Source organism: Nitrosospira sp. Nsp14 (assembly GCF_900113575.1).
GTDB lineage: Bacteria > Pseudomonadota > Gammaproteobacteria > Burkholderiales > Nitrosomonadaceae > Nitrosospira.
Genome location: NZ_FOPV01000019.1, coordinates 16212 through 31654, shown reverse-complemented (window position 1 = coordinate 31654; position 15443 = coordinate 16212). Strand labels below are relative to the sequence as shown.

Sequence of the window (15443 nt, the reverse complement as noted above, 5' to 3'; positions counted from 1 at the left end):
GTCGAGGAAAGATTCAACAGTGATGGAGGGTCCGGTGATTCAGCGCAGGCAAACTGTTGCGCAGGCTGGCCTGGTAATCGGGATTAATATCCGCCGTCACCACACCGGACCCGCGCGGAAGCCGATTGAGAACCACGCCCCAGGGATCGACGATCATGCTGTCCCCGTGTGTTTCGCGGCCGTTGACATGATACCCTCCCTGAGCCGGTGCGACGACATAGGCGAGGTTTTCGATCGCGCGCGCACGAATCAACGTTTCCCAATGCGCCCTCCCGGTCGTCGCAGTAAAGGCTGCCGGGGCAAAAATAATATCCACTTCGCCCATGGATCGGTAGAGCTCGGGAAAACGCAGATCATAACAGATGGAAAGACCCATACGGCCAAAGGGTGAGTCTACGACCACGACGCCACAACCCGCTTCGATCGTTTCTTCTTCGGCATAGCGTTCGGTGCCAAGTTCCAGCCCAAACAAATGAATTTTGTCGTAACGCGCGACCTGTTCGCCCTTGTCGTCATAAACCAGGCAGCTATTCCTTACCTTGTCCGGCCTGGAAGAAACTAATGGTACCGTTCCACCCACAATCCACAGACCCAGGCGTTTGGCAGTTTTACTCAGGAATTCCTGTATCGGCCCCCTGTTTGCCTGTTCGCACACCGCGACTTTGTCCGCGTCACTCATTCCCATCAAGCAAAAATATTCGGGCAACGCCGCTAGTTTGGCTCCTTCGGCAGCCGCTAGTTCCAGCAGCCGCGCAGCCTCTTCCAGATTGCCCCAAATATTTGGCCCCGCCGTCATCTGGATTGCGGCGACGCGCGTAAAACTGTCGCGAGTTGTTGCGGTAGATTCGGGTTCCTTACCAGTTGTGGAGTTATCAAGCATGTTCATAGGCGGCTTCATGGCCCGCGAATACGTTTAGGTGCCTTTTATAAGTAGCCGTAAGGCAAGTGTCTCTGCAAAACAAGAGTAACTGAAAACGATGTATTTAGGAACCTCTGAATAAGTCTCCCCCCGTCCAAAAATGGGCGCAACGGCGACTTTTCACCATCGGATACGCGAAGGGCGACACATCCCCTCGCCAGGAGCCCAGCAAAGCATGCTATCGGAGAGCGCTGTCCGACGTCCTGGGGAGTGCGTTATAAGCGTAGCGCTTGCGGCGTTGCGGCCTTGGTATCGCCGATCAAACCCGACGTGTGCAGGACGTGACGGGGGAACACTGTGAGTATCCCGATTTTGCGAGTAGCCAGCTCCGCGAGGACTTGTTCAGCCGTTCCTTTCTCCCTTTATAATCCGGCAGATGCCCGTCATTTCCATGCAATATTCACCACATCCGGACCGGTATATGCACTGCCACAGGCAGCAATCCTATTGTTCCCGTTCGCCTGATTCTCGTTCCCTTGGCGTTATTCTGGCGACAACCGGATCGGCCCAGCTACCGGTAATATAATATTCTTTCGACGTGCTCGGGTTTTGCAATGCAGTGTTTGCAATTACGGATGCCATGCCGACAACTGGCGCGGCCAGTCCGTACGATGGGCTTACCCTGATGTGCAATTTTTGCGTCTCCGCTTCAAGATTCATCTCCCCATTGATAAATATTTTTGCGGAGGGACCCTGAATCCGAAGGTCATCGGTTGACGCCAGACCGCGAGTGATTTTCACCTCACCTGAGATATCATCAAACGCCAGACCCTCACTGAACACATCATGAAAATCCAGGGTAATCCTTCGCGGCAGCGCTTGCAGATTGAAAATACCGAACAAGCGGCCGATACCCGGTTCAAATTTTGGAAACTGTCCTCGTCTGGCGTTCAGCTTGAAGGTTCCAGACAAAGTGGAGTAGTCGATCAATAGCGGGCTGCCGTGCCAAGACAACACGCCCTCAAGCTTCCCGCTTCCGCGTTTCACGCGATCAGGAAGGCCGAGGCGGGTCAGAAATGCTCCGATATCGTTGGCTTCCAGTACGAGATCCGCATGCACGCCGGGTGGGCCACTGCGGCTCTGCCACAGGCCGCGGACCATAATTGAGCTGTCGGGACTGGTTACATTCAGTTTCTCTACGCGCCAAGCTTGTTCATCCTGCCCAGCGACCAATTCCAGCCTGCCGAGCTGCTTGTCGCCGATAAGGAAAGTATCGGCGACCACATCCAGGGCCGGCAAGGTTTTGCTTTGCTGCCGCTTTTGCCCCTCCACCCCTGGTCTCGAGGGCGATCGGACCGGAATTGTGAGCCTATGCAATCTTGCAAGCACTTTTCCATTAGCAGACGGATCCCAATCGACATTTCCATCGATCTCGGCGCCAGCCAAAGTTGAATGCCACACGCCATCTTTGTTGCTCGCGTGCAGCGTGAGATCCTGGAAACGTTTTCCTAGAAAGTCGAGCGTGCCGATGTGGACATGAACGCCGGTCAGGTCGGGTGAAAAATCCGGCTCATCATTAAGCTGGCGGAGAAGACTGCTCCATCGATCCAGATTGAGTGACGGCAATGCGCCAGTTATGGCTATGCCCGTTTTTTCGGCTGGGGGACGGGACACTGTACCCAAAGTAACGTCGCCCGTCTCAGCATGAAAATTTCCGGAACCGTCGCGCGAACGATTAATTGTTGCGGCTAACACGTTTCCATAGGTGACGACCAGACGGTCCCTCTCGGGACTCAAAGTTTTTCGCTCAAGACGAAGCAGTGCCGCATCCGCAGCAGCCTTCGAAAAAGGCTCGGGTAAATCCGACGCAAGCCCCCGTAACGTGGATTCGGCCGAAATATCGACCAGTTTTTTGTTTATGTGGATGGCCGCGCGCCAATCGGCGTTGCCCCGTAAATATTGCATCCACGGTTGGGGAGCATGCGTTATCCCGTCGCGTGAATGCGAATGCAAATTATCAAGGTCGATTTTCCCAACGGCTAAGAGGCGCACGCTTCCGTCCACTGTACCGGCCGAATTGGCGGAATTGATAGCAACAGGTCCGCCAAGCAATCGCGCCGTTATATTGTCCACCTTGAGTCCGGACTCGGTAAAAGCGATTCCGCCGTTAATTTTAGCCAGACTGGGTAGCCTTGGCCCTGGATCGAGCTGATTATCGATAAACTCGTAATTGCCCGTAAATTTGATATGCTCGGGCTGTTGCAGGGGCAGATCAAACTGCACTGCCAGTTTTCCATTTCCGGAAACGGGAATACTGTCATCCAGACCCCCGTGGCGACCTCGCGCTAACGTTTGTGCGGCAACTCTGACAAATTGACGCGTCGCACCAGTCGCCCCAAGTTTGCCGTTAAGTATCGCGTGGGGATCGGACAGGTCCCCAATGCGGAATCTGGCGTCGGTAAGGGCTACGCCCAACATGCTCGCTTCCGATAAGTCCAGTTCTGAACGGGTACCGTGAAACTTCAGGCTTCCCGTGATGTTTTCTATAGGCGGCCACTCGGGAATATTTTCCAGCGTTAGCCCCGCTAGTTTCGCGTTCAGTTTGAAGACGCCGCTATTATGAACGAAAGGAAAATCAGCTAAATCTCCCATGAGATGCAACCGGACATCCGAAAGTTGTCCCTCTACGATTGCGTCCGCAAACCAACCAGGAGCGTAACGCTTTGCTGCGATAGGCAAGCATTCATTTGTATAACGGGCGTCGGCACGCGTCAGATGACCCGTAAGGTCAATAACGCCTGGGCCAACAGTTGTGCTCCAGTAATTTCCATAGGCCAGGCCAGCAACGTGGGTATTGGAAAAAGAGATATTGCTGAATTTAAGTGCAATGGAATCATCGGTACGCAACCTGCTCCAGCTTGCCTGACCAGTAAGCGTATCCAGCTTCAACGGTCGATCGAATACCTCCTGGAATTCCACCGTGACGCCATGGGAGTTAAGGTTGAGGGTGCCAGCTCGTTCAGTTATGTCGATGTTGCCGGAAATGCCATCGAATGCAGGTAGCGTTGCAGACTTTTTCATCCCGAGATTGGTGAATTTTCCCATCGCACTAAAACTTGACGGCGTCGCCACGTCGTCCACCCACTTTGCCCGCACATAATGCAACTCACCGCGAGGTGAGAGCCGATCAAGTTCGTGGTGCAGCTTCGAACCCAACGGCAGGTATTCCGCAAGATCGTTCAGGAATTTCAAGTTCAGTCTATCGACGCTGAACGTTCCGCGAGCAGGCTTATCCCCATGATCGGGGATCATCCGCAATGAAAAATCGACAGGCTGTGACTCGCGGGCGCCGGGGAGAACAGCGCTGAGGCTTCTCCCGAACAACTCGAAACCTGTACCCGCTCCGTGGCCGATCGTTTGCCATCCGACTCTTCCACGTAACCGCATTAGGCTTAATTCAGGCAGGTCAGTAGCCAGCTGTGTTTTGACGTGACGCAGGCGCATATCTGCTGTCAATTTCGTCATCTCCAGCCCTTCTACACTGGCCCACATTCGCAGCGCGCCTGTGCCGCGGTTCAACCGAATCTCCTCCGGAAAAGGCAGCCAGGCGCGCCATGCGGCGATGTCTGCACGGTCGATCTGTGTAAACAGCCTTCCTCGCCAACGTTCAGGAGCGTTCAGCGATGCTCCAATCAGGTCACCCCGAAGCTCCAGGTTCGCGGCAAGTTCGGCAGGTGGAACCGCATGCAGCCCGAAGCGATGACGATCGCCACGATTTTCAAGGCGCAAGTTAACTAGCAGTTCCAGTTCAGGAGCCTTCCGATAGTCGTCCTGCCAGAGGATGCTGGCATTTTTGATAATGACTCGTCTCTGATTTAAGAGCCAATCGGAAAACCCATTGTCGGTTTCAGTCAACTCCTTGTCGAGCGCGAATCCTGCAACATGAATGACGCCTCCGGAGTCGCGTCGCACAACCAGGTCGGGCTGGTCGATCTCCATCTCCCGGAAGTGCAACGTGCCGTCAAGAATCGAACGCCACGAAAGCGTGCCTTCAAGACGATGTAGCAGCAACATTGTATCGCCCTTTTTGTCATGCACTTGTATACCGCGCATTACCATATGAGGGCGAAGGCCGTCCCAGTTCGCGCTAAGCTCGCTTATCGTGACACGCTGCCCCGAAGCGTGGCTGATTGCGCGCGCAATGTTCTCGCGGTACTGCTCGACGTCGGGAAGTAGCCAGTAGCGAAGGGATAACAGCAGCAGTGAAACGGAGGCGGCGACGGCAATCAGGACCCATGTCAGCAGGCGAAACGAAAAGTCGCCTAATCCCCCGAGACGTGAAACTACCGATAAATTCAATAAATACTTCCAGTTATCTACTTGAGAGGCGTACCGTTGAGCACGAACGCAGCTGGGACTGTGCAAGGGTACTCGATAAGACAATTAGACAGGGCCGCCATGCTTTGTTCAATCCGGCCTACAGAGCAACGCACGCCGTCCACATATCCCGCCTTTTTGCCTTATTGTTTAATTCATTCAAAGCTCAATCTCATCAGTAATAGAAAGACCCGATGTCCGCAGCGTGCTCTCGTAGCCGCTCCATTTGGCAACCCCGTTGGCAACTTATTTGGCAACTGAGCTGATAAAATCGCAATGATGACGAGTTGCGTAACAAGCGACGCAAAGACGTGGTAGCTTAGTCTACGATACCGAGGAGTGCAATGCAGCCAGCGTACATGTTCGCAGTGCATCCGCGGGGACCGGATAAATGCCGCGTGGTCAAACTTATGAAGAAGGAGCGGAGCCGGACGCGTTAAATGAGGATTTCGTGTGGCGGACATGAGATATTGTGGAGCTATGCCGCGGCTGAGCTTTTGTCGCCTCCATCCTGCGCGGGCCGCACATTCTTCGCCGCCTTCATGTGCTCCATGCGCCGGGGCGGCACAGCACCCGAGGTTCCATAACCATGCATGCCGATCGGCCGGGTGAAAAGATAATCGATTCTATCCTACCGTACAGCCGCTACCTGCAACGCTTGCTGGAGAGTGAACCCGAATTATTGCCTGACCTGGAGCAAGGCTTGCACCAGCCTTTTCTCCGGGACGAGATGCTTGCTTATCTCGATGCCAGCACCAGTAACACGAATGATGAATCGGGTCTCCATTACGTTTTGAGGCGCTTGCGCAAGCGCGTAATGTCGCGCCTGGCGGTGCGGGATCTGAGCGGTCTGGCTGATCTCGGGGAAGTGATGACGAGCATGACCCATCTCGCCGAAGTCACCATCGCGTCCGCCCTCGAGCATCAGCAGAAGTGGTTGACTGATCCAGGTCGTTTTGGCCAGCCGGCAAGTGCGGAGAACGGCTCTGTCCAAGGCCTGCTAGTTATCGCCATGGGTAAGCTCGGGGGGTGCGAACTCAACGTTTCGTCGGACGTGGATCTGGTTTTTGTGTATCCCGAGGAAGGTGAGACCAAAGGTTACCGGCGTATTTCAAACCATGATTTTTTTGCCCGGCTTGGGCGGAAGCTGATTGGTAGTCTGAACCATATCACTTCCGACGGCTATGTTTTTCGCGTTGATATGCGCCTGCGCCCTTACGGCGAAAGCGGTCCTCTTGCAATGAGTTTTGCCATGCTTGAAGAGTATTTCATCACCCAGGGGCGCGAATGGGAACGGTATGCATGGATCAAGGGTCGCGTTATCGCCGGTCCTGAGGCGGGGACACTGGCCCTTGTGGAACAGATAATCCAGCCGTTCGTGTTCCGGAAATACCTCGACTTCGGCGCCTACGAATCCATGAGGGCGCTTCACGCACAAATCCGGCAGGAAGTGAATCGCCGGGAAATGCATGAGAATATCAAGCTCGGACCAGGCGGTATCCGGGAGGTGGAATTCATTGCGCAGGTGTTTCAACTCATCCGCGGCGGGCGCGACATCGATCTGCGCGTTCAACCGACATTATCTGTATTGCGACGTCTAGGGGAAAAGCAGCATCTGTCGGCCGCGGCCGCCACTGAGCTGTCGGCCGCGTATCGCTTTCTGCGCAATCTTGAACACCGCTTGCAGTATCTTGATGATCAGCAAACCCAGACGCTACCCGATGATCCAGTGGATCAGGCGCTGACAGCCCGGTCGATGGGTTTCTCGGGCTACGAGGAGTTTTTGCGGCGGCTCAATAGCCATCGCGCCAATGTGACTCGCCACTTTGAGAAGATATTCGCTCTGCCCCGGTCAAAGGCCCCGGATATGTTGACATGGTTGTGGCAGGGCGAAGGGGAGGATGGAGAAATCGAGGCCGAGGCCGTCTTCACGCAACTCGTCACAATGGGTTTCTCTCATCCAAAGAATATACTGGACCACTTGAGAGAATTTCGTAAAAGTGCGAGGTATCGGCAACTGCCTAACTCCAGCAAAACGCGGGTGGATACGCTTGTGCCCCAGCTGATAGAAGTGGCGGCCAGATCCCCATCCGCCGATATTACGCTGGAGCGACTATTGGGGTTACTGGAGAGTGTGAGCCGCCGGGCGGCTTACTTGGCGCTTTTGGGCGAGCATCCACAGGCATTGGGACGCGTAGCCAAGCTTGTAGGCGCGAGTCAATGGGCCAGCGAATATTTAGGCCGTCATCCGATTTTACTGGATGAGTTGCTTCATCCCGGCGATGTTCAAAGCGAGTCCGATTGGTCCCGATCCAAAACCAAGCTAATTCAACAATTGAACGATGCAGCCGGAGCCTCCGGGCAGGATACCGAGCAACAAATGGATTTGCTGCGCCACTTTCATCATTCCCGGATATTTCAATTGCTGGCCCGGGACTTGGAAGGAACGATGCTCCTGGAAACATTGAGCGATCGTCTCACCGATCTGGCGGATCTGGTGCTCGAAAACGTGTTGCGTCTGGCATGGGGAGGATTGAGAAGAAAGCACCGGGATGAACCGGTTTTCGTAATTGTCGGCTACGGTAAGCTGGGTGGGAAGGAACTGGGTTACGTGTCGGATCTCGACATCATATTTTTATACGATGATCCGCACCCTGATGCGCCAGAAATATATGCCAGGCTGAGTCAGCGCATCAATTCGTGGCTCACCAGTTATACTTCGGCCGGTTTGTTATACGAGACTGATTTACGTTTGCGCCCCAATGGCAGCAGCGGCTTGCTGGTGAGTTCGATCGAAGCGTTCGCTCAATATCAGCGCAACCAAGCCTGGGTTTGGGAGCATCAGGCATTAACGCGGGCGCGGTTCGTCGCCGGCGATACGAATGTGGGAAGAACGTTTGAGCGTATCCGCGAGGAGGTTCTTCGGCAGCGACGCGAGTTGTCGGATCTGAAGCGCGAAGTGCTGGAGATGCGGAAAAAGATGCTGGAGGCCCATCCCAATTCAGGTGGGTTGTTTGACGTAAAGCATGACCGTGGCGGTATTATCGACGTCGAATTTGTCGTGCAGTACCTGATTCTGGGTCACGCCTGGGAGCATCACGAGTTGACCAGAAATATCGGCAACATTGCGCTACTGAAGCTTGCGTCAAACCTGGGGCTTATCAGCAGGGAAACGGGCGAAAGGGCGCTGGGAGCCTATCGGGAATTCAGGCGCGTTCAACATCGCTTAAGATTGAGCGGAGACGCCAGCTTGACCGGTCTCCCCTCATCGGAGAACAAATCGCGAAAATTCGTGCGCGTTGAAGTAGAGCCCTTTCAAGATAGCATCGCGGCAGTGCTGCAACTGTGGAATGAAGTGTTCGCCGCCTGACCTCCTGGACCAGATACGGTATGGGCATGCGCCCGGGTTGCTGTTTTTTTCCTCCCATCTGCCGTATTTTGCTCATTTATCACCGATCACACGTAAACGATTTTCGCGATTGCTGGGTATGCGGCCCGCTTGATAACGCGCGACGCGCTGTCGCATCGCTGGCTCGGCCGTGCCGTTTTCGGTTGAGAAATGCGTTAGAATAGCGCATCCCCCAACCCTTTCCGGAGTTTATGAATGTCAATGGCTGACCGCGACGGTGTAATCTGGAGCGATGGAAAAATTATTCCGTGGCGCGATGCGACTACACATGTGCTTACACATACTCTTCATTATGGGATGGGTGTATTTGAGGGTCTGCGTGCTTATCAGACGCCGCGGGGACCCGCGATTTTCCGCCTGAAGGAGCATACCGACCGGTTATTCAATTCGGCACATATTTTCATGATGAAAATGCCGTATGACAAAGCAACGCTGATGCAAGCCCAGCTTGATATGGTAAGGCAGAACAAGCTGGAAAAATGCTACATCCGCCCGATTGTCTTTTATGGTTCGGAAGCCATGGGGATCTCAGCCAAGACGCTTTCGGTGCATGTCGCTATCGCGGCATGGCCGTGGGGTGCATACCTTGGCACCGATGGTCTCGAACACGGAATCCGGGTCAAAACTTCGTCGTTCACGCGTCATCATGTGAACATTAACATGTGCCGCGCCAAGTCGGTCACGACCTATGCCAACTCGATATTGGCGCATCAGGAGGTTGCCCATGACGGATATGATGAGGCGCTTTTGCTCGATGTGGATGGCTATGTGGCGGAAGGAGCGGGGGAAAACATATTTATTGTCAAGCATGGCAAATTGTATACTCCTGACATGACTTCTTGCCTGGAAGGCATCACCCGCGCCTCGATCGTAGAGCTGGCGGGAGAGATCGGAATTCCGGTGATTGAGAAGCGTATTACCCGCGACGAGGTATACTGCGCCGATGAAGCTTTTTTTACCGGTACCGCGGCGGAAGTAACGCCGATTCGAGAACTCGATAATCGAAAAATCGGCGGCGGGACGCGCGGCCCGATCACGGCTCGTCTGCAGGAAATGTTTTTCGACTGCGTTAGCGGCAGGACCGACAATCATAGCGACTGGCTTACGTATGTATAACGTCGACTCCATATTTGTAAATAAGGAAATAAGTAAGTAATAAGGAAATAGCGATGCAGAATCAGGCTGCCGATAACAAACAACGTCAAATTGAGGTTACTAGCGACGATTTACCACTTCACTGCCCCATGCCATCCATGCTTTTATGGAATTCACACCCGCGCGTGTTTCTGCCGATAGAAAACACGGGCGAGGCGCTGTGCCCATACTGCGGTACGCTTTATGTGCTCAAGGGCGGTGCGGCGGCCGGCCATCATTGAATCGGGCCGGAGGCAGTTCTCGCGAAGGTTGGGATTTGAAAGGTAAGGTTCATCTATCGCCTTCCGTTGCCTTGCGCCTGGTCCGATCGCATTTTATGCTCTATCTGCGACTCTTCCTTATCGTAGCGCGATGGCGCTAGAATAGCGTAGCCAGTTGGCGAGGAATGGCATTGCCGTCAGAAACGGGCTGTGCTTACCATCCATTACATCTATCTTATGCGCAAATTTCCCCAAGAAATCTTCAAGGCCTATGACATCAGGGGCATATTCCAAAAAACGCTGACCGCTGAATTGGTGGAAGCTATCGGACACGCTATCGGCTCTGAAGCTCGGGTACGGGGGATAGCATCGATAGCGATAGGCCGGGATGGCCGATTGTCGGGCCCCGAGCTTGGGCATGCGCTGGCCCGCGGCCTGCAGAAGAGTGGCGTCGATGTAATAGACGTGGGTCAGGTTGCGACGCCCATGCTCTACTTTGCCGCGCACACGTTGTGCAATTACTCGGGTGTCATGGTCACCGGCAGTCACAATCCTCCCGACTATAATGGTTTAAAAATGGTACTCGGCGGTGAAACGCTGGCGGCAGACGCGATCCAAGGCTTGCGTGCACGGCTCGAAAATGAGGATTTTACATACGGCAGCGGCGATTATCGCGAGCACGATATTGCGGAGACTTATCTTCAGCGCATAACCGGCGACGTCGGACTCAGGCGTCCTATGAAAATAATAGTGGATTGCGGCAATGGTGTTCCCGGCGCGTATGCGCCTGACCTATACCGCCGACTGGGGTGCGAGGTAACGGAGCTGTTCTGCGACGTCGATGGAACTTTTCCTAATCATCATCCTGACCCATCCGTACCTGAGAATCTTAAGGACCTGATTCATAAGCTTAAAACTACGGACGCGGAAATCGGGCTTGCTTTCGATGGCGATGGTGATCGCGTGGGCGTGGTTACCAAGAGCGGCACGATCATTTATCCGGATCGACAGCTGATGTTCTTCGCGGCGGACGTATTGTCGAGAAATCCGGGCGGTAAAATTATTTTTGACGTTAAGTGCACGCGGAGTCTCGCACCGTGGGTCCGGCGACACGGTGGCGAGCCTATCATGTGGAAGACCGGCCATTCATTTATAAAGGGCAAGCTGAAAGAAACAGGTGCGGTGCTTGCCGGGGAAATGAGCGGTCACATATTCTTCAATGAACGCTGGTATGGCTTCGATGACGGCCTTTATGCAGGCGCACGTCTGCTTGAACTGCTCAGTTTCAGCGAGGATATCGAGGAGCAACTCGACGCGATCCCGGATGCGCTGAGTACGCCCGAGTTGCAGATCAAGTTGAACGAGGGAGAAAACTACGCAGTTATCGCGCAATTGCAGAATACTGCGCGCTTTGATAACCCTGAGAATATTATCACTATCGATGGACTGCGCGTGGAGTATAAGGACGGTTTCGGCTTGGCGCGTTCATCGAATACCATGCCTGTTATCGTGCTCCGCTTTGAGGCGGACAATGAGGCAGCATTAAAGCGTATACAGGAGGATTTCCGCAGAGTGATTTTACAGGTTAAACCAGATGCAGCATTGCCGTACTGACGTGCCTGGATGAAGGAAGCCGCGGTCACAGTTGTTCAGTACTTGCCGTTCATTACCCCAACTGTCGCTCCAAACCATGTGCGAACCTTCCGGACCCGTGGGATTTGAAAAGTTCCGGCGCCGTTGGGCGTATGGAATGCGTAACCAAATTATTGAATTGTTATGATGAGCTTCGGAGAAATCAAGAGAGTCAATGTCCTATTTGTTTGCATGGGCAACATCTGTCGTTCACCCACGGCCGAGGCGGTATTCAGGGAACAGGTCAAGGCTGCCGGCTTGAACAAAATTATCCACATCGACTCGGCAGGGACGCATGATTACCATATTGGCGCGCCGCCGGACGAAAGGGCACAGAAAGCGGCAGTACGCCGCGGATATGAGACTAACAGCCTGCGGGCACGCCAGGTAAATGAAAAGGATTTTGATCTTTTTCATTATATTCTTGCGATGGACAGGGCCAATCTTGCTGTGCTCAAGCGTGAATGTCCCGCCGAGCACAGCCATAAGCTCGCGTTGCTGATGCAGTATAGCGATAAATTTTCCCACGGGGTGGAGGAGGTGCCTGATCCTTATTTCGGGGGCAATCAGGGATTTGAACACGTTCTGAATATGGTGGAAGACGCCGGGCGCGGATTACTCGGCCGTATTCGTCAGCAGCTGGAAGGCGTCCCAGGACAGGCCGGTACCTACCGTTAAGTACTGTCGCGGTTTCTGCGCTCCAGTAGATGCGTTCGAAAACTCTCCGCCTCCGCGTGCTGCCGGAATCCTGAAAACGAGCGGGAGTTCATTCCCGCTCGTTCAGAGGAGAGGCTGGAGAAGCAATCCTTACTTGTGTGTTTCGACCTGTACTAACGGCTCCTCTTTCTCCATGGCAGGTGGCGGCGGAGTTCTTTTTCGGCGACGTTGCAGTGGTAACTGCTCCTCAGCTAGATCCGGTTCGGCGGACTTTATTTTTTCGGGAATGGTCTCAACCATAATGAGTCCGCTTGCAACCAGGTCCAGCGGTTGTATCACTTGAGATGGCCCGTGAGGTTGGGCTTCTTGTTCTTGAGCCGCGCCGAGGAGTTCATCGACATGAGGTGTGGATTTTACCGGTTGTGTTTCGGCCGCTTTGGCCTCTTCGGCTGCTTCAGGTTTTTCGGCTTTTTCAATCCCAACTGACTCAAGCAGTATTCCTGAGCCAGGGACAGGGGCAGGGGTAGGAATAGCGGCAACGCGCTCCTGTATGGGCTCTTGGCTGGGTTCCTCGGCGGCTGACCCGGCTTCCTGCCCGGCTAAAAGCGACTCTGCCTGTATCAAGTCAGCTGGCACGGGCGCACTTACAGCGGCACCTATCTCTGCAGATAAAGATTCAGCATCGGGTCTGATTTCTGAATCCGAAATTATCATTCCCTCTTGCGCTGCGGGGAGGGTCAGAGCTGCTTCCGAAACCTCCGGTGCTTGTGCAGAAATAATTGCCGGGACCGGGTTTCCGTCATCCAATACCCCGGTTGCTGCTTTCTCGGGATGAGCATCTCTCGCAGTTGCGGGTTTGCCTTCGCGCGTGCTGCGGTCTACACGTTCCCCCCGCTCGCGCTGTCTTCCCCCGCGGCGACGGCGCCGCCCCCCTTCTTCGCTTTGCTGCGGGCCCTGTAACCCCTCCTGAGGGGCGGGCTGTTCCTCTGCCGGCAATTTGACGTCTGAACGAGTTCTCTCTTCTCGGGGCGGCCGGGGATGTTTTTTTTGCGGGAATCGTTCGCCCTGGAGTTTTCCTTCAGTGCGCTCACGCTGAGGTGCAGCTTCATGAGCCGCACTTAACGCATCCGCAGGTTCGCTGCTTCGTTCCCCGCGGTGGTCGCTTACCCGATGGGGAATTCGCGGCGACTTCTCGTTTTCCTCGCGTCCACGTTCTCGCCGGATACGTCCCCGCTCCGGCCGTTGCGCGGGTGTAGCGGGGGGGGTCGGCCGGGCGTGGCTTTCCGTCCCGCCCATCTGCTTGAACCAGCCAAATATTTTATCGAGAAAGGAAGGTTGCCCGGGCTCATATTGCGGCTTCGGCGCTCTTATCGGCGCGGGTTGCGATGGTGTGATCCCCCGTACCGCGGCCTGCTGGCGGACTGGCTTGGCTTCCGGCGCAATCGAGGGCAATGCAACTTCCTGAGCCGGTTTTTCTACCATTTGATAACTGGTCTGAACTTCGCTGAGCTTTACATCGTCATGACGTAATCGGGTAATGCTGTAGTTCGGCGTTTCCAAATGCACGTTCGGGATTAGCACTACATTTACTTTTAGCCTCGCTTCAATTGCATGGATTTCCGAACGTTTCTCATTAAGCAGGTAGGTAGCCACGCCTACTGGTACCTGGGCGTGGAGCACGGCGGTGTTCTCTTTCATCGCTTCTTCCTCGATAATCCTGAGAATATGCAATGCGGAAGAATCAGTGCCGCGAATATGTCCCGTCCCGTGGCAACGGGGGCACGTGATATAGCTGCCTTCGCCCAGCGAAGGACGCAAGCGCTGACGCGACAGTTCAAGTAGGCCGAAGCGCGAAATCTTGCCCATTTGAACTCGGGCGCGATCGTAGCGCAAAGCTTCATGCAACCGGTTCTCCACCTCGCGCTGGTTGCGGGCTATTTCCATGTCGATGAAGTCAATGACGACCAGTCCACCCAAATCGCGAAGGCGCAATTGCCGCGCGATTTCATCGGCAGCTTCAAGATTGGTATGGAGTGCGGTTTGCTCAATATCGGAACCGCGCGTGGCTCGTGCCGAATTCACATCAACCGACACCAGCGCCTCGGTATGGTCAATAATGATGGCGCCGCCGGACGGCAGCGTGACTTGCCGCGAATAAGCAGTCTCGATCTGGTGCTCAATCTGGAAGCGGGAGAATAGCGGAACATCGTCCCGATAGAGCTTGACGCGGCCCACGTTAGCGGGCATGACGTGACTCATGAACTGGCACGCCTGTTCATAAATACTTTCAGTATCAATCAGGATCTCCCCGATCTCCTGGTGAAAGTAGTCACGGATGGCGCGTATTACTAGGCTGCTTTCCTGGTATATCAGGAAAGCGCCGCTTTGGCTTTTGGAAGCGTCCTCAATGGCGCGCCAAAGCTGGAGCAAATAATTCAGATCCCACTGCAACTCTTCCTCGCTACGGCCTATGCCAGCAGTCCGCGCGATAATGCTCATGCCTGAAGGAATGCTTAATTTTGACATCACATCGCGCAATTCCGCGCGATCTTCCCCCTCGATTCGCCGTGACACCCCTCCGCCGCGAGGATTGTTGGGCATCAGGACGAGATAACGTCCCGCTAGGGAGATATAGGTTGTAAGAGCAGCCCCCTTAGTACCGCGCTCATCCTTGTCCACCTGGACAATGAGTTCCTGGCCCTCGTGCAGCGCGTCCTGAATGCGCGTTCGAGCCGGGTCGGCGGTCTCCTTGAAATACGATCGGGATATTTCCTTGAATGGAAGAAATCCGTGCCGTTCGCCGCCGTATTCCACAAAAGCAGCCTCGAGGCTGGGCTCCAGGCGGGTGATGACCCCTTTGTATATGTTACTCTTGCGTTGTTCCTTGCCAGCAGACTCAATGTCAAGATCGATCAGCTTTTGGCCATCGACAATTGCGACACGCAGCTCTTCCGGCTGTGTCGCGTTAAATAGCATGCGTTTCATCATATGCCTCCCGCGCTCTGGTCACGGGCAGACAGCCTACGCGCAAGGGAGAATATGTCCTTGCGCGTATAAGAGAACATTTAGTCAGGCAACTTGATCATGGTGTCGGGCTGCGTATAAAAAATAACGATGACTATTTCTCTGGCGTGTCACTGGGGCCCTGCCTTCT

The 15443-nt window shown here is 54.5% G+C and carries 8 protein-coding genes; 5 read left to right on the top strand and 3 right to left on the bottom strand.

Annotation, left to right across the window (positions count from 1 at the left end; all coding sequences use genetic code 11):
* Positions 1–13: 13 nt before the first annotated feature.
* Both BM022_RS12345 and BM022_RS12340 read right to left on the bottom strand, forming a co-directional pair.
* Positions 14–880 (bottom strand): carbon-nitrogen hydrolase family protein, encoded by an 867-nt coding sequence (locus BM022_RS12345; RefSeq protein WP_091139768.1) that lies wholly within the window; start codon positions 878–880, stop codon positions 14–16.
* Positions 881–1363: 483 nt separating this feature from the next.
* Complete coding sequence (locus tag BM022_RS12340; protein WP_256209155.1) at positions 1364–5218, bottom strand: YhdP family protein; 3855 nt, start codon at positions 5216–5218, stop codon at positions 1364–1366.
* Positions 5219–5825: 607 nt separating this feature from the next.
* Between BM022_RS12340 and glnE the strand changes: the two genes are divergently transcribed.
* The 5 genes from glnE to BM022_RS12315 all read left to right on the top strand — a co-directional run bounded on the left by glnE (position 5826) and on the right by BM022_RS12315 (position 12310).
* Positions 5826–8606 (top strand): bifunctional [glutamate--ammonia ligase]-adenylyl-L-tyrosine phosphorylase/[glutamate--ammonia-ligase] adenylyltransferase, encoded by a 2781-nt coding sequence (gene glnE / locus BM022_RS12335; RefSeq protein ID WP_091139703.1) that lies wholly within the window; start codon positions 5826–5828, stop codon positions 8604–8606.
* Positions 8607–8840: 234 nt separating this feature from the next.
* Positions 8841–9761 (top strand): branched-chain amino acid transaminase, encoded by a 921-nt coding sequence (locus tag BM022_RS12330; RefSeq protein WP_091139702.1) that lies wholly within the window; start codon positions 8841–8843, stop codon positions 9759–9761.
* Positions 9762–9814: 53 nt separating this feature from the next.
* Entirely contained in the window at positions 9815–10021 is a 207-nt protein-coding gene (locus BM022_RS12325; RefSeq protein WP_091139700.1) for a zinc-finger domain-containing protein, read from the top strand.
* 216 nt (positions 10022–10237) lie between these two features.
* Positions 10238–11614: a phosphomannomutase/phosphoglucomutase gene (locus tag BM022_RS12320; RefSeq protein ID WP_091139763.1), complete on the top strand. Its 1377-nt coding sequence runs from the start codon at positions 10238–10240 to the stop codon at positions 11612–11614.
* Positions 11615–11779: 165 nt separating this feature from the next.
* On the top strand, positions 11780–12310 hold the full coding sequence (locus BM022_RS12315; protein ID WP_371264336.1) for a low molecular weight protein-tyrosine-phosphatase: 531 nt from the start codon (positions 11780–11782) through the stop codon (positions 12308–12310).
* A 129-nt stretch (positions 12311–12439) separates the two neighbouring features.
* Here BM022_RS12315 and BM022_RS12310 read toward each other — a convergent pair whose 3' ends face one another.
* Positions 12440–15274, bottom strand: a complete 2835-nt coding sequence (locus tag BM022_RS12310; RefSeq protein ID WP_091139697.1) for an Rne/Rng family ribonuclease — start codon at positions 15272–15274, stop codon at positions 12440–12442.
* Positions 15275–15443: the final 169 nt, after the last annotated feature.

Excerpts from the sequence above, each read along its gene's own strand:
- glnE (WP_091139703.1), top strand. The coding sequence starts at position 5,826 with ATGCATGCCGATCGGCCGGGTGAAAAGATAATCGATTCTATCCTACCG.
- BM022_RS12310 (WP_091139697.1), bottom strand. The coding sequence starts at position 15,274 with ATGAAACGCATGCTATTTAACGCGACACAGCCGGAAGAGCTGCGTGTC.
- BM022_RS12315 (WP_371264336.1), top strand. The coding sequence starts at position 11,780 with ATGAGCTTCGGAGAAATCAAGAGAGTCAATGTCCTATTTGTTTGCATG.
- BM022_RS12320 (WP_091139763.1), top strand. The coding sequence starts at position 10,238 with ATGCGCAAATTTCCCCAAGAAATCTTCAAGGCCTATGACATCAGGGGC.
- BM022_RS12325 (WP_091139700.1), top strand. The coding sequence starts at position 9,815 with ATGCAGAATCAGGCTGCCGATAACAAACAACGTCAAATTGAGGTTACT.
- BM022_RS12345 (WP_091139768.1), bottom strand. The coding sequence starts at position 880 with ATGCTTGATAACTCCACAACTGGTAAGGAACCCGAATCTACCGCAACA.
- BM022_RS12330 (WP_091139702.1), top strand. The coding sequence starts at position 8,841 with ATGTCAATGGCTGACCGCGACGGTGTAATCTGGAGCGATGGAAAAATT.